Annotated in this window: 15 protein-coding genes; 9 read left to right on the forward strand and 6 right to left on the reverse strand. The window is 66.6% G+C overall.

Features of this window, described 5'->3' with window-relative positions; translation table 11 throughout:
• Positions 1–107 precede the first annotated feature (107 nt).
• The 7 genes from ACLIMP_RS09245 (at position 108) to trxA (ending at position 11,552) form a co-directional block, all read left to right on the forward strand.
• Complete coding sequence (locus ACLIMP_RS09245) at positions 108–2,462, forward strand: sensor histidine kinase (protein ID WP_324698977.1); 2,355 nt, start codon at positions 108–110, stop codon at positions 2,460–2,462.
• Positions 2,459–2,920: a tRNA (adenosine(37)-N6)-threonylcarbamoyltransferase complex ATPase subunit type 1 TsaE gene (gene tsaE / locus ACLIMP_RS09250; RefSeq protein ID WP_324698978.1), complete on the forward strand. Its 462-nt coding sequence runs from the start codon at positions 2,459–2,461 to the stop codon at positions 2,918–2,920. The genes ACLIMP_RS09245 and tsaE overlap by 4 nt, the downstream gene beginning before the upstream one ends.
• Positions 2,917–3,915: an aminoglycoside phosphotransferase family protein gene (locus ACLIMP_RS09255; RefSeq protein ID WP_054435858.1), complete on the forward strand. Its 999-nt coding sequence runs from the start codon at positions 2,917–2,919 to the stop codon at positions 3,913–3,915. The genes tsaE and ACLIMP_RS09255 overlap by 4 nt, the downstream gene beginning before the upstream one ends.
• Positions 3,912–4,637: a nucleotidyltransferase family protein gene (locus ACLIMP_RS09260; protein WP_324698979.1), complete on the forward strand. Its 726-nt coding sequence runs from the start codon at positions 3,912–3,914 to the stop codon at positions 4,635–4,637. The genes ACLIMP_RS09255 and ACLIMP_RS09260 overlap by 4 nt, the downstream gene beginning before the upstream one ends.
• Positions 4,630–7,641, forward strand: a complete 3,012-nt coding sequence (gene addB, locus ACLIMP_RS09265) for a double-strand break repair protein AddB (protein WP_324698980.1) — start codon at positions 4,630–4,632, stop codon at positions 7,639–7,641. Before ACLIMP_RS09260 ends, addB begins: the two co-directional genes overlap by 8 nt.
• Positions 7,638–11,150 (forward strand): double-strand break repair helicase AddA, encoded by a 3,513-nt coding sequence (gene addA / locus ACLIMP_RS09270; RefSeq protein WP_443477797.1) that lies wholly within the window; start codon positions 7,638–7,640, stop codon positions 11,148–11,150. The genes addB and addA overlap by 4 nt, the downstream gene beginning before the upstream one ends.
• An 81-nt stretch (positions 11,151–11,231) precedes the next feature.
• A complete protein-coding gene (gene trxA / locus ACLIMP_RS09275) occupies positions 11,232–11,552 on the forward strand; it encodes a thioredoxin (protein WP_054435855.1) in 321 nt (106 codons plus the stop codon).
• Between the two features lie 151 nt (positions 11,553–11,703).
• Here the strand turns inward: trxA and ACLIMP_RS09280 are convergent, their stop codons facing one another.
• The 5 genes from ACLIMP_RS09280 to ACLIMP_RS09300 form a co-directional block, all read right to left on the reverse strand.
• Positions 11,704–12,582, reverse strand: coding sequence for an OmpA family protein (locus ACLIMP_RS09280; RefSeq protein ID WP_054435854.1), 879 nt, complete (start codon positions 12,580–12,582; stop codon positions 11,704–11,706).
• Between the two features lie 636 nt (positions 12,583–13,218).
• Positions 13,219–14,031: an inositol monophosphatase family protein gene (locus tag ACLIMP_RS09285; RefSeq protein WP_324698982.1), complete on the reverse strand. Its 813-nt coding sequence runs from the start codon at positions 14,029–14,031 to the stop codon at positions 13,219–13,221.
• 23 nt (positions 14,032–14,054) lie between these two features.
• A complete protein-coding gene (locus tag ACLIMP_RS09290; protein ID WP_054435852.1) occupies positions 14,055–14,678 on the reverse strand; it encodes a glutathione S-transferase family protein in 624 nt (207 codons plus the stop codon).
• Between the two features lie 2 nt (positions 14,679–14,680).
• Complete coding sequence (gene argJ / locus ACLIMP_RS09295) at positions 14,681–15,907, reverse strand: bifunctional glutamate N-acetyltransferase/amino-acid acetyltransferase ArgJ (RefSeq protein WP_324698983.1); 1,227 nt, start codon at positions 15,905–15,907, stop codon at positions 14,681–14,683.
• 159 nt (positions 15,908–16,066) lie between these two features.
• The gene (locus ACLIMP_RS09300) at positions 16,067–17,092 is read right to left on the reverse strand and encodes an acyltransferase family protein (protein WP_443477798.1); all 1,026 of its coding nucleotides are present in this window, start codon (positions 17,090–17,092) and stop codon (positions 16,067–16,069) included.
• A 151-nt stretch (positions 17,093–17,243) separates the two neighbouring features.
• On the opposite strand from ACLIMP_RS09300, the gene ACLIMP_RS09305 reads away from it, so the two are divergent.
• Together ACLIMP_RS09305 and secA are read left to right on the forward strand one after the other, a co-directional pair.
• A complete protein-coding gene (locus tag ACLIMP_RS09305) occupies positions 17,244–17,522 on the forward strand; it encodes a hypothetical protein (protein ID WP_054435849.1) in 279 nt (92 codons plus the stop codon).
• Between the two features lie 104 nt (positions 17,523–17,626).
• A complete protein-coding gene (gene secA, locus ACLIMP_RS09310) occupies positions 17,627–20,371 on the forward strand; it encodes a preprotein translocase subunit SecA (protein ID WP_054435848.1) in 2,745 nt (914 codons plus the stop codon).
• A 136-nt stretch (positions 20,372–20,507) separates the two neighbouring features.
• Here the strand turns inward: secA and ACLIMP_RS09315 are convergent, their stop codons facing one another.
• Positions 20,508–21,806: an ATP-binding protein gene (locus tag ACLIMP_RS09315; RefSeq protein WP_185997621.1), complete on the reverse strand. Its 1,299-nt coding sequence runs from the start codon at positions 21,804–21,806 to the stop codon at positions 20,508–20,510.
• Between the last annotated feature and the right edge of the window lie 67 nt (positions 21,807–21,873).

Genomic DNA, 21,873 nt, shown 5'->3' on the forward strand with positions numbered 1-21,873 from the left:
GAGGGAGCGGGCCGGTGCCGCAAGTTCGTCACGGATGTGACGAGCGCACCGACAATGGTGGTCTCCCCATTGTGTTTAACGCGTCCCCGCATCATAGCCGTTGGTGAATGGACCAGGATCGCCTCGTACCCCTCCTGATCGGTCTTCTGCTCGCTGTCTGGATGCTGGCGGCGGCCTGGGCCGTGCTCTCCGCGCGCAGCCGGCAGAAGCGGGCCGAGAACCAGCTTCGTTCCGCGCGCCGGCTCGGCCGCATGGTCGAGGAATCGCCCGCCCTGCCGCTGCTCGTCCGTTCCGACGGCAGGATCGAGGCCAGCCCGCGCCTGGCGCAGTGGCTCGGACTGGACGGGGTGCCACAGTTCCTTTCCGAACTTGATACCGGCGAACGCGGCCTTCCGGCGGAAAAGCTGGAAGAACTGACAGAAGCGGTTCGCCGCACCCAGAAGACCGCCGCACCTTTCCGCATGGTCCTTACGCCGCGCGGGTCCACCCGTTCGCTGGCGCTGCGCGGCCATCTCGCCGATCCGCAGGTCTCGCCGGGCGGCGCTGCGCTGGTCTGGGTCTTCGATTTTTCCGACAGCGAGACCGAACTTACCCGATTGCGTGACGAAGCCTCACGGGCGAGGGGGGACTTCACTGCGCTGGTCTCCCTGATCGAGGCTGCGCCGATGCCGATGTGGTTCCGCCGCCCGGATGGCGAGCTGCAACTGGTCAACTCCGCTTATGTCGCCGCCGTGGGCGGGGACAGTGCGCAAGGCGTGGTCGCCAGCGGCACCGAGCTGATCGAGAACGTCGACGGGCTCACCCCCGCGCAGGTCGCCCGCGTCGCTGCCGAAAAGGGTGCGCCGATCCAGCGCATCGTCTCCACCACGATCAACGGCCAGCGCCGCGCCATGCGCGTCAGCGACCTGCCGCTCGGCGAAGACGGGGTGGCGGGCTATGCCGTGGATATCGAAGACCTTGAGGAAATGTCGCGCTCGTTCCGCGCGTTCCGCGAGGCGCAGCGCGGCCTGCTTGACCAGCTTTCTGCCGGTGTCGCCCAGTTCGACGCCAAGAAGCGGCTGACTTTTGCCAACCAGCCGTTCCAGCGCCTGTTCAAGCTTTCGGCACACACCATGCAGGATTTGCCCGCGTTTGAGCGTCTGCTCGATGCCGCGCGCGATGCCGGGCGCGTGCCCGAAGCGCGCGATTTCCCCGCCTGGCGGCGGGAGAAGGCCGCCTGGTTCGCCTCTGGGGATGCGAGCGAGGAGGCCTGGACCCTGGCGGATGGCACTCATCTGCGCATCGTTGCCCAGCCGGTGCCGGACGGCGGGCTCATGCTGATCGCTGAGGATCGCACCGAGCAACTGCGTCTTTCCGCCGTGCGCGACACCCTGCTGCGGACGCGCACCGCCACGTTCGACAGTCTGTTCGAATCGATCGCGGTGTTCGCGCCGGACGGGCGGATGCAAATCTGGAATCGCCGCTTCGCCGCCGACTGGGGGCTGGACAGCGATTTCCTAGACACGCACCCGCACATGCAGGATCTGCTCAAGAAGATCGCGCCGCGCCTCAAGCGCCCGGCGGAGGCGGAGACGGTCGGCGGCGTGGTGCGCACCGCGACGCTGGACCGCGCGCAGAAGGGCGGCCGCATCGCGCTTGCCGATGGCCGCATGCTGGAATTCGCGGGCGTGCCGCTGCCCGACGGTAACGGGCTGCTCGCCGTGCTCGACATTACCGATTCCCAGAAGGCCGAGGCCGCGCTTCGCGAAAGCAATGCCGCGCTGATCGAGGCGGACACGATAAAGACCCGTTTCCTTGCCAAGATGAGCTACGAATTGCGCACGCCGCTGACATCGATCGGCGGTTTTGCCGAACTGCTGGAGGCGGGCGTCGGCGGCGACCTTTCCGACAGCGGGCGCGAATATGTCGGCGCGATCCTGACTTCGGTGGAACAGCTTGGCGATCACATCGACAGCCTGCTGGACCTGTCGCAGGGTGAGGCCGGGCTGCTTCCGCTCAAGAAAGAGGAAATCGACCCCATGCCCTTCATCCGCTCCGTGGTGGAGGAGCGCGCCTCGCGGCTCCAGAAGGCGGGGCTGGTACTGGATCTTCAGGCCAGCGGATTGCTGCGGCCGATTTCCGGTGATCGCAAGCGACTTGCTCGCGCGGTCGGGCATCTCGTGGACAATGCCATTGCCGCCTCGCGCCGGGGGCAGCGCGTGCTCGTGCAACTCGGCCGCCGCAAATCGGGCGACGGGGAGTGGCTCCAGATTCTGGTGCAGGACCAGGGCGAGGGCATGGATACCCGCAGCGTCGCCCTTGCGCTTGACGGCATGAAGACGAGTGCCGACGGCAAGTCGGTGGAGCGCAGCCAGGGTCTGGGCCTGCCGCTTGCGCGTCAATTGGTGGAAGCGCATGGCGGCGCGCTGCGCCTCGTTTCCGAACCGGGCAAGGGGACCAGCGCCCTGGTGGAGCTTCCGTGAAGATCGCATTGCCCGACCTCGCCGCGATGGAGCGTTTCGGCCGCGCCATCGCCGAACAGCTTCGCCCTGATGACGTGGTGGCGCTGACCGGCGGCCTCGGCGCCGGGAAGACCACGCTCGCGCGCGCAATCATCGCCGCACTGGGGCATGAGGGTGAAGTGCCCTCGCCGAGTTTTGCCATCGTCGAGGTCTATGATCCGGCCCCTCCCGGACAATCGGGCGTGCGCCTGCCCCTGGTCCATGCCGACTTCTACCGCCTGTCCCATCCTTCCGAGGCCGACGAGATCGGCCTTGACGACTATCGGCAGGGCGCTGCGCTGCTCGCCGAATGGCCGGATCATGCCGGAGGCTTCTCACATGAGCCGGGCTGCCTTTCAATCGCGCTGGAAGTTGCGGATGAGGGGCGGATCGCCATTGTCGAGCCGGGGGCTGATTGGCTAGGGCGGGAGCCGAAATGAGCACGAACCTCGCAGACCTTCCCGCCGACCTCGCACCCTTCCTCGCCCAGGCGGGGTGGGCTGGCGCCGCCGTAGAACCGCTTGCCGGGGACGCATCGTTCCGGCGCTACTTCCGCGTGACGCGCGCGGACGGGCAGACGGCGATGCTGATGGATGCCCCGCCGCCCAACGAGGATCCCACGCCTTTCCTGCGTGCCGCGCGCTGGCTCGATGCCAACGGGCTGCGGGCCCCCCGCATCCTTGCCGACTGGGCGGACCGCGGCCTCGTGCTGATCGAGGATTTCGGCCACGCACGGATGCGCGATTATCTCGACCAGTGGCCGGACGACGAAACCGCCGTCTACAAGGGCGCGGTCGATGTTCTGGCGCAGCTTCGCGAACTGCCGCCGGGACCGTTCCTCGACTATTCGATGAGCGAGTACCAGCGCGAGGTACGGCTGTTCGTGGACTGGTACTGCACCGCGCAGAACCTCTACGTCGATTCCGCCGGTTTCGTTGCCGCATGGGAAGCGGTTATGGGCGAACTGCTCCCCCGCCAGCGCCCCGGCGTGACCGTGCTGCGAGACTACCACGCAGAGAACATCATGCTGCTCGGCGCCCTGGAAAAGCAGGGGCTGCTCGATTTCCAGGACGCGCTGATCGGCCACCCGGCCTACGATCTCGTCTCGCTGCTCCAGGATGCGCGCCGCGATGTCTCGCCCGAACTGGAGGCCGAGATGTTCGACCATTATCTCCAGCTCACCGGCGTCGATCCCGAGACCTTCCTTGCCGATTACGCCCGCCTCGGCGCGCAGCGGAACACCAAGATCATCGGTATCTTCGTGCGTCTCTGGCGGCGTGACGGCAAGCCGCGTTATCTCGATCTCATCCCGCGCGTCTGGGCCATGCTCGAACGCGACCTCGCCCATCCGGCGCTGGAACCGGTGGCGCGCTGGTTCGATGCAAACATCCCGGCGCATCTGCGCCAGGCCAATGGCGGGAGCTACGCTGCATGAACGAGGTGAAGCTCGCCAGCGACACGGCGATGGTGCTTTCCGCCGGTCTCGGCAAGCGCATGCGCCCGCTTACCGCGACCCAGCCCAAGCCGCTGGTTCGCGTCGCTGGCAAGTCGCTGATCGACCACGCGCTGGACAAGCTCGATGCGGCGGGCATCGAAAAGGCGGTGGTCAACGTCCACTACCTTGCCGACGCGCTGGAAGGCCATCTCAAGGTGCGGCGCAAGGGCCCCGCGATCACGGTCTCGGACGAGCGTGACTGCCTGCTCGAAACCGGCGGCGGCATGGTCAAGGCCGAGGCGCTGCTGCCCGAGACTTTCTTCTGTCTCAACAGCGACAACATCTGGCTCGACGGGCCGGTGGACGTGTTCCACGAGCTTTCGCTGGCTTGGGATGCCGGAAGGATGGACGCGTTGCTGCTCATGGTGCCGCATCCGCGCGCGATGAATTATCGGGGCGACGGGGACTTCCATCTCGATCCCGTGGGCCGGGTGACGCGCCGCAAGCGCGGCCATGTCGCGCCGTTCATCTATTCCGGCATCCAGATCGTGTCGAAGCGCCTGTTGCGCGATGCGCCCGAAGGCCCGTTCTCGACCAACCTGCTGTGGAGCCGCGCGATCGAGGAGGGCCGCCTCTACGGTATCTCGCATACCGGCCTCTGGTTCGAGGTGGGCGAACCTTCCGCGATCAGGCCGACCGAGGAATGGCTGCCCCGTGCCTGAGCGGCACGGCCCGAAAATCTATTCCATTGCTGCGCACCGTGGTTTCGCCGACGCCCTGGTCGCGGGGCTGGTGCCGCGCTATTCCGAAGGTGAACTGGGCCTCGCGCGGCTGACCTTGCTGCTGCCGAGCCGCCGTGCGATCCGCACTGTTACCGAGGCGTTCGTCCGCCATTCGGGCACGACGGATCGGCCGGGGATGCTGTTGCCGCGCATGGTCGTGGTGGGCGATCTCGATCTCGACGAAACGCTGGGCCCACTGCTCGATCCGCTCGGCGCGGCCGAAATCGCGCCTGCTGCCGATCCGACGCGCCGCTGGCTGCGGCTTGCCCACTACTTGCGCGAGGTTGAGGGAGACGAGGCCGGAAAGGGGGCCGCCCTGCTGCGCCGTGCCTGGGAACTGGGCCGCACCATGGACAGGCTGCTGGTAGAGGGCATCGCGCCGATCGACCTCATCAGCGAGCGCGTGATCGGCATCGTCGGCGATCTTGCCGGTCACTGGACCGACAATACGCGCACCTTCCTGAAAGTGCAGCAATACTGGATCGCGGAACTGGCGGAACGCGGCGAGATCGACGCGCCTGAACGCCGCAACCTGCTGTTCGAACACGCCGCCCGCGAATGGGAGGCTACACCGCCCGCATATCCTGTCGTCGCCGCCGGCGTGACCAGCGCTTCGCCGTCGCTGGCAAGAATGCTGCGCGTGGTGAGCGAGCTGCCGGGCGGCAGCGTCGTCCTGCCGGACTTCGATCTGGCGCTTCCGCCGGAAGTCTGGGACGAACTCGGCACGGCAGGCAAGCCCGAACAACCGGACGATCCTCCGTTCGGCCGGGCCGATGCGGTCACGCATCCGCAGTACCACCTCAAGCTCCTGCTCAACCGCATGGGGATCGCGCGGGACGAGGTCGCGGCCTGGCATCGCTCCGGCTACGGCGCCTCTCCGGCCGAGCGCAGCACGGTGATATCGAACCTGTTCCTGCCGCCGCGCGCTTCGGCGGCCTGGGTCAGCCTTCCCGCCGAAAAACGTCGCCTGGCAGGGGTGCGGCTGATGGAAAGCACGCATCCCGAGCAGGAAGCGCAGGCCATTGCCGTGATGGTGCGCGAGGCGCTGGAAGTGCCGGAACGGCGCGTGGCGCTCATTACCCCGGATCGCGGCCTTGCCGGGAGGGTCGTCGCCCATCTTGAACGCTGGGGCATCACCGCGGACGATACGGCGGGACGTCCGCTCGCCCAGACAGCCGCAGGACGGCTCATGCTGTTGCTGGCTGAAGTTCTGGCCGAACAGGCGGCGCCGGTGCCGCTCATGGCGCTTCTGGTGCATCCGCTGGCTGGCGGCGGCGAAGGGCGTCCGCGCTGGCTGGAAAGTGCCCGCAAGCTCGATCTTGCCTTGCGGGGGCCGCGTCCCGGCGCGGGTCTTGCCCCTCTCGCCGAACTGGCGGAGCAGGAAAAGCTTGGCGAGTGGTGGGCCGAAGTCGAAGCCGTGCTCGCGCCGCTCTTCGCTCTGGGTGAGGCCGAGCCGCTCGAATTCCTCCTTGGCAAGCTGGTGGATGCTGCCGAGACACTGTGCGGCGAGGCGATCTGGGCCGGCGCCGATGGCCGCGCGCTGAGCGCCATGGTCGAGGAACTGCGCGCGGCGGCGGGTTCCGCAGGCACGCTGTTCGACCCGCGCGAACTTCATGCCATGCTGCGCGACGTGATGGACCGTGCTGCAGTGCGTCCGCCCTGGGGCGGGCATCCGCGCGTGTCGATCTACGGCTTGCTGGAAGCGCGGATGAGCCGCGCCGATCTCGTCATCTGCGGCGGTCTCGTCGAAGGTGTCTGGCCGGCTTCGCCCTCGCAGGACGCGCTGCTGCCGCCTGCCGTGCTGCGCGCGCTTGGCGTTCCCGGAGCGGACTTCCGCATCGGGCTGGCCGCGCACGATCTTGCAGCGGCATTGGGGGCGCCCGAAGTGGTGCTGAGCTGGGCCTTGCGCGATGCGGGCGGGCCGGTGATCCCCTCGCGCTTCGTGCTGCGCGTGAAGGCGCTGCTTGGCGAACAGGGCGACCGCCATGTCGAGAGCGAGGCCCTGCGTCTGGCCCGTATGCTTGACGATGCCGTACCGGTGCCGCCGCATCCGCGCCCGCAGCCGATGCCTTCGGCCGAACAGCGCCGTGTCGATCTGGCCGTGACCGGGCTCGACCGGCTGCGCGGAGACCCTTACGAATTCTACGCCAATGCCGTGCTGCGCCTGCGCAAGCTCGACGCGCTCGATGCCGAGCCGAGCGCGGCGTGGAAGGGGGAAGTCGCGCACAAGATTCTGGAGGACTGGCACAAGGCGGGCGAACCGGTGGACGGGCTTCACGCGATCGCACAGGCCGTGCTGACCGAGAAGAACGCGCACCCGCTGATGCGCGCCCTGTGGTGGCCGCGCCTTTCCGCTGCGCTCGATACCTTCCGGGATCTGGTGCTCGAACACAAGACCGCGGGCCGCAAGGTGATAGCCAGCGAGGCATGGGGCGACATGCGCCACCGCGACATTCGCATCCATGGCCGCGCCGACCGTATCGACCGGCTGGCCGATGGCTCGCTGGCGGTGGTGGATTACAAGACCGGATCGCCGCCCACGGCGCGCCGGGTGGAGGAAGGCTTTGCGCTGCAGCTCGGCCTGATCGCGCTGATCGCACAAGGCGGCGGATTCAAGGACATGCAGGGCCGTGAGATCGCGGGCGAGGCCAGCGGCTTCGAATATTGGTCGATGGCCAAGGACAAGGGGCGGATCGGTTACGACACCACGCCGCTCAAGGTCGGCAAGCGGCGCTCGGGCATCGAACCGGACGATTTCCTGCCCGAGACCGAGCGCTACCTGAACGATGCGCTCGACCGCTGGATTCTCGGGAACGAACCCTTCACCGCGCGCCTCAATCCCGAACTCGGCTCTTATGCGGATTACGATCAGTTGATGCGTCTCGACGAATGGATCACCTCGCTCGGCGGCCGGGAACGCGCGGGCGGGGAGGATGAGGCATGAGCGGTCCCGCCGCCGTCCATCCGCTGCACGGCAACCAGATGCTGGCGGTGAACCCGCGCGATACCGTGTGGCTTTCGGCTTCGGCCGGCACCGGCAAGACCCAGGTGCTTTCCTCGCGCGTGCTGCGGCTGTTGTTGCAGGAGAACGTCGAGCCTTCGCAGGTATTGTGCCTTACGTTCACCAAGGCGGGCGCCACCGAAATGGCCGCGCGCATCAACGGCACGCTGGCGGAATGGGTGCGGCTTGAGGACACCCTGCTGTTCCAGCGGCTGGACGCGATCGGCGCGCCGACCGATCCCGACACGAGAGCGCGTGCACGCACCCTGTTCACCGCCGTGCTCGACAGTCCGGGCGGGGGCCTGCGGATCGACACGATCCACGCCTTCTCGCAGTGGCTGCTGGCGACGTTCCCGCTTGAAGCGCAGCTTGTGCCCGGCACGCGGCCGATGGAAGACCGCGAACGGGCGTTGCTGGCCCGGCAGGTGCTTGCCGATCTGCTCGTTTCGGCTGAGAACGATCCTTTCGACGGGCCGGGGCTGCTGGGTGCCATCGCGCAGCTTTCGCTGCGTCACGGGCCGGACTCGGTGGTCGATTTCCTGCTCCGCTGTGCAGGCGCACGTGAGGCCTGGTTCGGACCGGGATCGTGGCAGGCCGGCGATATCCGCAGCCACGTCCTGCGCCTGCTTGACCTGCCTGACGAAGCGGGTGACGAATTGCTCGCCGAAATGTGCAGCGACGATGCTTTCGACGTCCGCTCGCTGCGCAAATGCTGCGAGGTTCTGGCCGAATGGAACACCGCCACCGCGCACAAGGCAACCGACGTCCTGGTTCCGTGGCTCACCTGGAGCCCGGCGAAGCGGGCGGAGGGGATCGACGATCTCCACGCCGCGCTGTTCACCAAGGACGATGGCGTTCGCAGCCTCAACCACTTGTCCAAGCGCGATCCGGATTACGAAGGCTATGCCGTGCGCGTAGGCGAGAGCGTTGCGCGAATCCGCGAGACCAAGGCGCTGCTGGGCCTTGCCGAGAGGCTGGTGCCCGCGCTGCGGCTCGGCCGTGCCTTCGCGCTCGCCTGGGACGAGGCCAAGCAGCGCGAAGGGCTGATCGATTTCGACGACCAGATCCGCCGTGCCGCCGATCTGTTGCGCGGACAGGCCTCTGCCGACTGGATCCGCTACAAACTGGATCGCCGGTTCGACCATATCCTGGTTGACGAGGCGCAGGACACCAATGCCGCGCAGTGGGATATCGTCTTCGCCATGGCGGAGGAGTTCTGGGCAGGCGAGGGGCAGCGCGAAGGCCATCCCCAGAACCTCATGCGCACGCTCTTCGTCGTGGGCGATTACAAGCAGGCGATCTTCCGTTTTCAGGGCACCAGCCCCGAGAACTTCCGCCGGGCCGCGGACCGGGTGCGCGGCAAGATGCGTGAGGCGGCCGACAATGCGGATATGTTGCGCAGCGGTATAGCCGCGCGGCCGCTCATGGAACTGGGGCTGGACCGCAGCTTCCGCACCGCGCAGCACGTCCTCGATTTCGTGGATCAGGCCATCTCCGGCATCGGCCATGCCAGCTTCGGGCTCGACCGTCCGGCCGGGCGGCATGTCGGGCAGGAAAGGCCGGGCTACGTCGCCTTGTGGAAGCCTGTCTCCGAGCAGATCGGCGAAGACGATGACGAGCCTCTCGAAGACGACGACAACGACGGGCAGCAGCCCAACTGGCTTTCGCGACCGGACCGCCAGATGGCCGAGCGCATCGCGCAGCAGGTACGGGAATGGCTCGATCCATCCGGCCCGGGCTTCACGCTGAACAAGGGTAGTCCTCGCCGTGCGGGTGCGGGCGACATCATGGTCCTGGTGCGCCAGCGCAAGGAGCTTGCCGGGCTGATCGTTGCGCGGCTTCATGCGGCGGGCGTGCCGGTGGCGGGCGTCGACCGTCTGCGTCTGGGCGCGCCGCTGGCGGTGAAGGACCTGATCGCCGCGCTGCGCTTCGCGGTGCAGCCGCTCGACGATCTCAACCTTGCCGCGCTGCTGGTTTCACCGCTCATCGGCTGGAGCCAGGCCCAGTTGCTGCAACATGGCTACCGGGACAGGAACCGCCGCCTGTGGGAGCATCTGCGGGCGCAATCCGGGCCCGAGATCGCGGCCGTTCTCCAGCAACTTGGGCCACTGCTGGCGCTGGCGGATTACGAACCGCCACTGGCGCTGCTGCACTGGCTGCTGGTCGGTCCCTGGCAGGGGCGGCGCAAGCTGGTCGCACGGCTCGGCAGCGAGGCCAATGACCCGATCGACGAACTGGTCAACGCCGCGCAAGCCTACGTCGCCACGGACACGCCCAGTCTTGCGGGCTTCCTCGCCTGGTTCGACGCGGGCGACGGCGAGCTGAAGCGCGAGGCGGATGCGGCCTCCGGTCTGGTCCGGGTGATGACGGTGCATGGCTCGAAGGGGCTGCAGGCGCCCATCGTGATCCTGGCGGACGCCACCGGCAACCCGGAAGCCGCGCGCGACCGGGGTTTCGATCTGTCCGATCCGCGCGATGAACGCCGCAAGGTGCCGCTGCCTCCGCTCTCGAAGGAAGAGAAGGTCGGCAGCATCGCCGCGCAGATCGCCGCCAATCGCGAGGGGGATGAGCAGGAACACTGGCGCCTGCTCTACGTCGCCATGACCCGCGCCGAGGAAGCGTTGTTCATCGGCGGCGCGCTCGGTCGGCGCGACAGGGATGGTCCTGCGGAGAAGAGCTGGTACGCGAACTTGCGCGCGCTGTTCCCGGCCGAGGCCGAAGTCGAGGATCCGATCTGGGGCACGCGGTGCGAGCATGGCCCGCCGCCTGCGCCGCTGCCCGCCGAAGTCCGTTCGGTGGAACTGCCGCTCCGCGAACCGCTGCCGCGTTGGCTGGAACGGGCCCCGCCCGCCGAACCGCGCCCGCCGCGCCCGCTGGCGCCGTCCTCGCTGGGTGAGGACGATGCGCCCGATCCGCCGTTCCCGCCGGGAGCCGGGCGCGATGCCTTGCGGCGCGGCACGCTGGTTCACAAGTTGCTTGAACGCCTGCCGCAAGTGGAAGCGGACATGCGCGAGGAATCGGGTTGGCAATGGCTGGCCCGCAATGCTGCCGACCTGCCGGAAGACACGCGCGAGGCCATGCTGGCGAGCGCGATGGCGGTGCTTGCAAACCCGGATTGGGCGGAACTGTTCGGCCCGGCCAGCCTTGCCGAGGTGCCGGTGGCGGCCGTAGTCGGCGGGCAGGTGGTGGCGGGCACGATCGACCGTCTCGTGGTCGAGCCTGAGCGTATCCGCCTTGTGGATTACAAGACCGCGCGCCGCCCGCCAGAACGGCTGGAGCAGGTGCCGCGCGGCGTCCTGCGCCAGATGGGGGCCTATGCCGCCGCGCTGGAAGTGGCGTTTCCCGGCCGCGCCGTGGAAGTGGCGCTGCTCTACACCACGGTGCCGCGCCTGATCGAGGTTCCCGCCGAAGTGCTGGCTGTTCACAAGCCGGACTTTTCCCCGGCCCAGTAAAGCTATGCCGGGGCAGGCGTTGCCTCGAGACAATTCGTCCCTAGATTGCGTTCAACCGAGATACCCGAGGAGTTTCAATTCATGGCGACCATCGCTGTTACCGACGCCAGCTTCGAAGACGACGTTCTGAAGTCCGACAAGCCGGTGCTCGTCGATTTCTGGGCCGACTGGTGCGGTCCCTGCAAGATGATCGGCCCGGCTCTGGAAGAGATCAGCGACGAGCTGTCCGAGAAGGTGACCATCGCCAAGATGGACATCATGGCCAACACCGGCATCCCCGCCGAGATCGGCGTGAAGTCGATCCCGCTGATGGTGCTGTTCAAGGACGGCAAGCCGGTCGCCCAGAAGCTTGGCGCTGCTCCCAAGAGCGCGCTGAAGGGCTGGATCGAAGGCGAACTCTGAGGTTCGCATCGGCCTGAACCGGGGGCCTGAACCGGCCAGTCCGGCAAGGCCGCTTTTCCGGCAGGAACAAGAAAAGCCCCTTCCACCATCAAGGTGGAAGGGGCTTTTTCGTGCGTCTTGGGCAGGTTTTCCGTCGGCGCGGCAGGCGGCCTTACAGGCCGTCGAGGCCCTTGCTGACGAGGATATTCACTGCAACGCGGCGGTTCTGCGCCTTGCCCTGCGGGGTGGTATTGTCCGCCAGCGGGTCTGCCTCGGACATGCCGGTGGGCGTCAGCATGCGGTAGGGCTTCCAGTGGCAGGCCTGCTGGAGATAGTTGACGACGCTGCCGGCGCGCTTTTCGCTGAGCGTCTGGTTGAAATCGGGGCTTCCGGTGGAATCGGTGTACCCGACCACGAGCAGCAGGGCGTTGTCCATGCCCTCGGCGGCCGAGGCCGCGGCGCAGAGGTCGTTCTTCGCCTGGGGGGACAGTGCCGCCTTGCCGGTGTCGAAGTTCACGTTCGTCGTGCCCTTGACGTTGTACTGGTCGATGTCGCCCATGCGGCCGCGCAGCGCTTCGGTGGCAGCGGTCTGTTCGGCGAAGCGCTGGTCCGTGCCGTTGTGGATCATCGACGCGGTCTTGAGATCCTTGTTCTGCAGCTTGATCTGGCTGGCCACGAGACCGCCGCCGGATTGCATCGTCTTTACGGAAACCGGCAGCCCGTTCAGCAGCGAACTGGCGACCAGCTTGTTGCGGCCGAGCCCGAACAGGCCCTTGCTGGCGCTGATGCGGGTGGCGTCGTTCACGGCGATCACGGTGTTGGTGCCATCGGCGGCGGTAACCTGCATCCGGTCGCCGCTGCGCGCGGAAATGATGCCTTCGACGTCAGGCCCTTCGGTCATCTCGGCAGCTTCCGGCGCGGGGGCGCTGTAGCTGGCGGAAACGTCGGCTTCGGGCGGTTCCTGCGACTGCGCAGCCAGGCTGGCGGAAGCGGTGCCGGTCAGCATTGCGGCCAGCAGGAGGACTTTGGGGCTTTTGGTAATGACACTCATTGCGGCGACTCCTTAAAACTCGACCTGTCAGGCCTGCGTGATCGCAGCTTTCGTCCGACCGCAGCCGCTTCGAAAAAGCCTGGCCACCGTCGGAACCCCCTCCATCTCGTTTCAATGGCATGCGGCAGATCTGCCGCACTTGAACTTCATGGAAAGCCTGCGTGTTCAGGTTCACCTTTCCGCTGCATGAACATGTTTTGCGCCGGCAGTGCCGTGCCGGTAATTCGAGTTTCCTGTGCGGTGAGTTGATGGATAGAAGGGCGGTGATCCATCGCACGGCGCGATGTATGGCCTATCTGTCCCGATGTATTGTCGCGATGAACTCTGTTTGGCGTGGTCTTGGTTGGCGAGTATTGATTTAAATGGAAATTATCTCGCACGAGTTCTTAAAGCGTTGAATTTAAAGCCTGGAGCAATTTCCTGAATTGTTCCCGCCGGATCGACGAAGCGGCCCGCGTGCAAGGCGGGCCGTTTGCGCAGGGGTGGTGTGAGGTGTCGGGTAGCCGGAATAGGGCTCGCAGGGGATTGAGCGGCATTCCTGCCGATCTCCCGGCAGAGCCGATCCGAGGTCAATCGTGCGGGCACGGTGAAGCGTTCTCCACCGCCCGCTTTCGGCTGGCAGGCCGCTGAAAAGCTTCAGTCTTCCAGTGCAGTGAGGCGGTTGGCCAGCGCTTCGAACAGGGCGGGCGAGGCCGCTCCGATCAGGCCCTTGCGGCCGATTTCGTCCACCCGGTAAGCGGAGCCGTCCGGGCGGGCGCATTTCCCGCCCGCCTCGTTGAGGAACAGCGCGCCCGCCGCATGGTCCCAGGGCAGGGTGCGCTCGAACACCGCGACGTCGTTCTGGCCAAGGGCGAGGCGAGGGTATTGCTCTGCGGCGCAGCGGGGAATGTCCACCATGCGGTAATGCGGGGCGACTTCGGTGCGCAGGCGTTCGCGGCGCGATTCCTCGGTGAAGATCAGCGAGATCGCGGCCACGGGCGGCATTTCGCCCGTGGCGCGGGCAGTGAGGCGCTCGCCTTCTACCCAGGCGCCGCCGCCCGCCGAGGCGCGGCAGAAGCGGCCGGTCAGGCAGTCCAGTATCCAGCCGCCCAGCGTCTCGCCCTGGTCCGCCAGCGCGATCAGCATGCCGAACGGGGCCTTGCCCGCGGCGAAATTGTTGGTGCCGTCCAGCGGGTCGACGATCCAGCAGAGCCGGTCCTTGAGCTTGAGCAGTTCGTTCTCGTCAGCGAACGTCGCTTCCTCGCCCACGACCGAAGCCTCGGGGAGGAGGGCGGTAAGGCGCTCGGTCAGGATCGCCTCGCTCTCACGGTCGGCCACGGTGACGACGTCGTTCACCGCCTTGCTCACGATCTGTTCGCTCGACAGCGATTGGTAGTGCGGCAGGATCACATCGCGAGAGACTTCGCGCATGATCGTTTCGACCGCGATGTTGAGCGTGGAGGTGATCATGCAGGAGGCCTTTTGACGGAGGATCAGGTGAGCGGGATCATGACCTGCCGGGCATAGCCCTTGCGCTCACGAATGCGGGCGTACCATTCGGCCAGCGCGGGAAACTCGGGCTTCTCGAACGGGAGCGAGAACCAGGTATAGGCGTATACCCCCATGGGAATATCGCCCAGGCCGAACTCCCCGCCGGAAAGCCAGGGCTTTTCGGACAAGTAGCGTTCCAGCACGACAAGGTGCGCGGCGCAGGTTTTCACGTCACGCTCGATAGCGGGCATGTCCCACTGGTCCTGCGGGGTGCGGGCCATCGAAAGGAAGGGCAGGCGCTGGGCGTCGGCATAGGTGATCTGCCAGTCCATCCAGCGGTCGGCCAGCGCGCGGTCGATGGGATCGGGCTGGAACCAGCGATCGCCGCCGTATTCGGCCGCCATGTAGCGCAGGATCGCGTTCGATTCCCAGAGGACGAGCTTGCCGTCCTCGATCATCGGCACCAGCCGGTTCGGGTTCTTGGCGAGGTACTCCTCGGTATAGCCGAACGAACCGCCGATATCGTGGCGCACGTAGTTCAGGCCCAGTTCCTCGGCGAACCAGGCGACTTTCTTGACGTTGTGGGAGTTGAGGCGCCCCCAGATGGTGAATTGCGGCCCGGCCATCGTCAGCTCCGATAGTCGGCGTTGATCGAGATGTAGCCGTGCGTCAGGTCGCAGGTCCACACGGTGGCGGCGCCTTCGCCAAGGCCGAGGTCGACCTCGATAGTGACGTCCTGCCCCTTGAGGTGCGCGGCGACGGGCGCTTCGTCATAGTCGGCGAGCGGCAGGCCCTCACGCGCGGCCCAGGTGCCGCCGAAGCCGATGGAGAGCTTGTCGCGGTCCGCCGGTTCGCCTGCCTTGCCCACGGCCATGACGACGCGGCCCCAATTGGCGTCTTCCCCGGCGATGGCGGTCTTCACCAGCGGCGAGTTGGCGATGGCCATGCCGACCTTGCGCGCGCTTTCGTCGGATACGGCGCCGGTAACGGCGACCTCGATGAACTTCTGCGCGCCTTCGCCATCACGCACGACGAGGTGCGCGAGCTGGCGGCAGACGTCATGGATCGCGGCGGCAAAGGCATGGGCGCCGGGCGAGGCGATCGACGAGATCGGCGCGTTGCCGGCCTTGCCGGTGGCGAAGGCGAGCACGGTGTCGCTGGTGGAGGTGTCCGAATCGACGGTGATGCACGAGAACGTGCGGAAGTTCGCGGCGGAGAGGCATTCCTGCAGGAAGGCAGGCTCCACGGCGGCATCGGTAAAGATGTAGCCGAGCATCGTCGCCATGTCCGGCGCGATCATGCCCGATCCCTTGATGACGGCGGCGAGGGTCACCTTGGTCTGGCCAATCATCGCCGTGGCCGTCGCGCCCTTGGCGAAGGTATCGGTGGTGGAGATGGTGTTGGCAACGTCCTCCCAAGAGCAGGGCTCGGCGGTGAGGGCTTTCTCCACGCCTTCGCGCGCCTTGTCCTTGGGCAGAGGCACGCCGATCACGCCGGTCGAGGAGACGAAGACCTGTTCGCGCGGGCAGCCGATGTGCGCTGCGACCTGGTCCATGATCTGCTCCACCGCCTCACGTCCGCGGTAGCCGGTGAAGGCGTTGGAGTTGCCTGCATTGACCACCAGCGCGCGGGCGAAACCCTGCTTCACGTTGTCACGGCCCAGTTCGACTTCGCTGGAACAGCACAGGTTCCGGGTGAACACGCCCGCAACCGCGGTGCCTTCTTCCAGCTCCACATAAGTCAGGTCGCATCGGCCCCAGTCCTTGTACCCGGCGCGCACGACGTGCGGCGTGACGCCGGCGATCGGCGACATGGCGGGGAAGGGCGAGGCGAGCGGTGAAGTGGGATAGGCCATGGGCAAAGCGACTAGCGCGTGGGTGTGACAGGTCAAGCGTCGGAAGAATGGTTTGAGGCGATCTGCCGGGCAGTGACGCGGCGCGCGGTTCGATCCGGGCAGTGACGCCAAGGGTGCGGCAATCGAGAGCAAGTTTCCCGGGCATGTGGCGCTTTCGCTCTAGGCGAGGCGCGTTTCGTCCCTGGCGCTGGCGCGAGGATAGGGTGCCGTCCTGCGGCTTCTTGCGGATGACAGGGCAAGGATGCCTGCCGCCAGCAGAGCCGGAAAAATCCCGAAAAGCCGTCCTCGCTCGCCGCCGCCGAGCTGGCTGGCCAGCATGAGGATCGGGAAATGAACGGCATAGAGCGGGAAGGACAGGCTGCCGAGCAGGGCGAGCGGCCGCTCGGCGATGCGCGGTGGTGTGGCGGTCGCCGCAATCCAGAGCAGCGGCGGAAACCCGAGCGACATCACAAGGGCGTCGCCGATCCAGACCGGCAGTGGAACAAGCGGCAGCAGCGCCACGAGGGCGATCGGCATGAGCAGCGCGATTCGCCAGTCGGCGGCGCTTGCGGGCCTGCGGGCGCGCCACCGCCGCGCCATGACGATGCCCAGCAGGTAGGACCATCCCCCTCGCAGCAATCCGGCGGGCAACTGGCGCAGGTCCCCGCCGAGGTCGCCGTCACCCGCGCGGGCCATCAGCATGACCAGCCCGGCCAGGCAGGCCAGGGCCAGAAGCGCAAGCTTCGCGTCGGTCAGGCGATGAAGCTTCATACCATGAAGCAGGTTGAGAGCCAGTTCGGCGAACAGCGACCATTGCGGCGTATTGGCGGGGAACGTCATCCCGCCGGTCAGCATCGGGACCATGGCGAGGGATAGCACGAAGGCCGCAAGCGCGAGGCCGCCGTTGCCGGTCGCGCCGAACAGGGCGAAGGCGCCGGGAATCGCTCCGGCCGCGACCATCGGCAGAAAACGGCGGAAGCGCCGGCGCAGAAACGTGACCGCGTCGATTCCCGCGCCGAACCGGGGTTCGAATGCCAGCGTCAGCACGAAGCCGGAAAGCAGGAAGAACAGGTCCACGAAAAGGTAGCCGCGCGTAAAGGCGGGGAAGGGGGCGGAAAGCCGGGCGTGGAAGACGAGCACGCCGATCGCTGCGAATCCGCGCAGTCCGTCAAGCAGCAAGAGTCTTTCGCCCGGATCGGTTTTCACTGCGCTCGCTTCGTGATGGACCTGCAACTGCGGAATAGCGCGCCAATCGTTAAGGCGGCGTTTTGGGCTTTACGCCGCGGGCTGTGCGCTAAATCCGGCGATGCGCGATGGGTTGTGGACTATTCATCCTGCGCCCCCTATCTGATCCGCCATGGCAAACCGCCTGCTCCTGACCCTGCTGGCCCTGTTGACGGGCCTCGCCGCGCAGATCGGCCCTGCCGACGCGCGCGCGTCGCAGGTTGCCAGCCTGCAGGTCGTGCTGATCGAAGCCGCCGTTGCCGCCAAGGCACCGCGCGCGCCGGTCGCCCTTGCTCAGCTTCCCGAACCGGGCCTGCGCAATACCCGCCGCCATGCGCCGCCGCTTGTCGCGGTGCCGGAATCGCCGGCGGTGCCCACGGTGCTCACCGGGATAGACCGCGCGCGCGAATAAGCGCGCCGGGCATTCGCAACCTCGCGAAAACCTTTTCACGTGCCCGCGCGTCATGCGGGTGCGTTCATCCGACATAAGCCTTCACGAAAACAGGGATTCCCGCCATGTTCGGCGCCATCGCCAAGTCCATTTTCGGTTCGTCCAACGACCGTTACGTCAAGTCGCTCGATAAGGTCGTGGGCCAGATCAACGCCTTCGAGCCCGTGCTGGAAGCCTATAGCGACGAGGAACTGGCCGGCCAGACCGTCAAGTTCCGCGAACTGCTGGCCAACGGCAGCACGCTTGACCAGATCATGCCGGAAGCCTTCGCCACCGTGCGCGAAGCCTCGAAGCGCGTGTTCGGCATGCGCCACTTCGACGTGCAGATGATTGGCGGCATCGTGCTCCATCGCGGCGAGATCGCCGAAATGCGCACGGGCGAGGGCAAGACCCTGGTGGCGACCACCGCCACCTACCTCAACGCGCTTGAGGGCAAGGGCGTGCACATCGTCACCGTCAACGACTACCTCGCCCGCCGCGACGCGGAGCAGATGGGCAAGCTGCACAATTTCCTCGGCCTGACGATCGGCGTGATCGTGCCGAACCTCAACGAATACGAACGCCGCGAAGCCTATGGCGCCGACATCACTTACGGCACCAACAACGAGTTCGGCTTCGATTACCTGCGCGACAACATGAAGCATGAGCGCAGCCAGATGGTGCAGCGCCCCTTCAACTTCGCGATCGTCGACGAGGTCGACTCGATCCTGATCGACGAGGCGCGCACCCCGCTCATCATTTCCGGCCCGACCGACGACAAGTCGGAGCTCTACATCCAGGTCGACGCGGTCGTTAAGCAGTTCGTTCCCGAGGACTACGAGACCGACGAGAAGACCAAGAGCATCAGCCTGACCGAGGACGGTGTCGAGAAGGCCGAGCGCATGCTCGAAGCCGCCGGCCTGCTCGTCGGCTCGAACCTCTACGACGTCGAGAACACGCAGGTGGTCCACCACCTCGACCAGAGCCTCAAGGGCGTGGTCATGTTCAAGCGCGACATCGATTACATCGTCAAGGACGGCAAGGTCGTCATCATCGACGAGTTCACCGGCCGCATGATGGACGGCCGCCGCTGGTCGAACGGCCTGCACCAGGCGGTGGAAGCCAAGGAAGGCGTCCGCATCGAGCCCGAGAACCAGACGCTCGCCTCGATCACCTTCCAGAACTACTTCCGCATGTACCCCAAGCTTTCGGGCATGACCGGTACGGCCGCCACCGAGGCGCCGGAATTCTACGACATCTACAAGATGAACGTCGTCACCATCCCCACCAACGTGCCGGTGCAGCGCGTGGACGAGGAAGACGAGTTCTACAAGAACACCCACGACAAGTTCGGCGCCATCGCCAAGCTCATCCGCGAGCGTTACGAAACCGGCCAGCCCGTCCTCGTCGGCACCGTGTCGATCGAGAAGTCGGAGCTGCTGTCGGACTTCCTCAACAAGGAAGGCGTCAAGCACTCGGTGCTGAACGCGCGTTTCCACGAGATGGAAGCGCATATCGTCGCGCAGGCCGGTTCGCTTGGCGCCGTGACGATCGCCACCAACATGGCCGGTCGCGGCACCGACATCCAGCTTGGCGGTAACGTCGAGTTCCGCGTCGAGGACGAACTGCGCGACATGCCCGAGGGGCCGGAGCGCAACGAGGCCATCGCCCGCATCAAGATGGAAGTCGCCGAGCAGAAGCGTCTCGTGCTCGAAGCCGGCGGCCTCTGCGTGATCGGTACCGAGCGCCACGAAAGCCGCCGCATCGACAACCAGCTGCGCGGCCGTTCAGGCCGTCAGGGCGACCCCGGCCTTTCGAAGTTCTACCTCTGCCTGGAGGACGACCTCCTGCGCATTTTCGGCCCGGACACGCTCTTCGCCAAGATGATGAACAGCAACCTTGCTGATGGCGAGGCGATCGGTTCCAAGTGGCTGTCCAAGGCCATCGAGACCGCGCAGAAGAAGGTCGAGGCGCGCAACTACGAAGTCCGCAAGCAGGTCGTCGAATACGATGACGTGATGAACGACCAGCGCAAGGTCATCTACGAACAGCGCGCGGACATCATGGACGCCGAGACGGTGGACGAAGTCGTCGTCGACATGCGCAACGACACGGTCAACGCCATCGTCGCCGATGCCTGCCCGGCCGGCTCCTATCCCGAGCACTGGAACGTCGAGGCACTCAAGGCCAAGTCGCTCGACGTTCTGGGCATAGAAGTGCCGATCGAGGACTGGATCGAGGAAAGCGGCGTCGATCCCGAGCTGGTCGAAGAGCGCGTGGCCGCCATGGCCGCCGAGCACATGAACGCGAAGATGCTGCAGGACGATCCGGCGATCTGGCGCCAGGTCGAGAAGTCGATCCTGCTCGACCGTCTTGACCACTACTGGAAGGAGCACCTTTCCACCCTCGACGCGCTGCGTCAGGTCGTGTTCCTGCGCGCCTATGCCCAGAAGACCCCGATCAACGAGTACAAGACCGAGGCCTTCAGCCTGTTCGAGCGCATGCTCGACCAGATTCGCGAAGACGTGACGCGCATCCTGTCGGTCAGCGAACTGCGCATCCCGGAACCGGCCGCGCTGCCCGAACTGCCGGACTTCCTGACCGGCCACATCGACCCGCTGACCGGTCTCGACAATTCGAACGACGGCGACGGTTCGGCCTTCATGCCAGAACTGTTCGGTTCGCTGGCGGGCAGCCCGCAGGCCGGTGTCGGCGTGGGGGCCGGTGGCACCGGGGAGAACCCCTATGCCGACCTGCCGATCAGCCGCAATGCGCCGTGCCCTTGCGGTTCGGGGCAGAAGTACAAGCACTGCCACGGCGCGCTCGCCTGAGGCGGTGAAGGCTCCGGTGCGGCGAATCTGTCGCCGTTTCGGACCTGACCTGTGACGATGAAACGATAACGGCCCGGCATCGCTCGATGCCGGGCCGTTATCGTTTCCGCCTACAGGATCCGTCGCGCGAGCTTGCCTAGGCCACCGGCACCCGGATCCGCGCGATGAGGCCGCCGCAGGGCGATGTCGCGAAGGAAAGCTGGCCGCCGAACCGCATCATCAGCCGGTGCGCGGTGGGAATGCCCAGCCCGAAGCCCGGCGTATCGCGCGTGCGCGCCTCGTCGAGCCGGAAGAACGGGGTGAGCACATCCTCGAAATGGCCGGGCGGAATGCCGGGACCGGCATCCTCCACCTCGATGATCCAGCCGCGATCTTCGTGGCGGACGGTGAGGTCTGCGCGGCCGCCGAAGCGGATCGCATTCTCGACCAGTGCGCCGACCGCCAGCGATAGCGGTTCCGGGAATGTCTCCACCGTGGCGCCGCCTGCCGGAGTCAGCCTGGCGCGATCCTCGTAAGGGGCGATGGCGGCGGCGGCGAGCTGGTCCAGGTCCACAGGTTCCGGTTCCGAGGAGAGGTGCTGCGCGCGCAGGTAGCCCTGGAGCGAGGCGAGCAGGCCTTCCATCTCGTCGATGCTGGACTGCATGATGTCGGCGATCTCGCGGTCCTCGATCAGGTCCGTGGCGATCTGCTGGCGGGAGAGGGGCGTGCGAAGGTCGTGGCTGATCGCTTCGAAGGAGCGGGCCTGGTCTTCCAGCAGGCGCGCGATGCGCTCCTGCATCATGTTCATCGAATGGGCGAGGTCGCGCAGGTCTTCCGGGCCGCTCTCTCGGATTTCCACGCGCTGGCCGTGGCCGATGGCATCGGCGGCCTGGGTCAGGCGGCGGAGCGGGTTGGTGAGCAGCCGCAGCGCGACGAGGCCGATGGCGATGCAGGCCAGCGCAGTGCAGAGCATCAGCACGCTGGCGCGCAGGGCGATCGGCCACATGGACGTGATGTCGCGCGAGCGGAAGTTCAGCCACTTGCCGTCGGCGAGGCGGATCGAGCCGACGAGATCGCGTTTGCCGCCGTGAGCGTCGGAAGTGGCGAGATGGAGTTGCCGCGCGGCGAGCGAGGGTTCCCATTCGATGACTTGCCCGGCGATTCGCTCCAGCGTGTCCGAATCCGTCGTGACGGAAACGGCGGGTGCGGGGGCGAATTCGGCCTTGAGGTGGCCGGTGGTCATGATCGGTGCGGCAAGATCGGGGTGAAGCGCGTGGATGCGATCGCTGACGACGATGAGTTCGGCGATTCGGCGGGCATGGTCTGCGCGCAGGGTCTGGCGGTCGATGGCCTGGTAGAGCAGCAGGCTGCCCACGAGTTGGACCACGCCCAGCGACAGGAAAACCACGGCGGCTAGAACCGCAAGACGCGGAAAACTGATTCGCGGCAACACCATTCCTCTCGCAGAGCGCCCGATTCTTATACGCGATCTGCGGCGACGCCCGAAATCAGCGCTCTCACCG

It is taken from the genome of Novosphingobium aeonii, from assembly GCF_052279045.1.
GTDB lineage: Bacteria > Pseudomonadota > Alphaproteobacteria > Sphingomonadales > Sphingomonadaceae > Novosphingobium.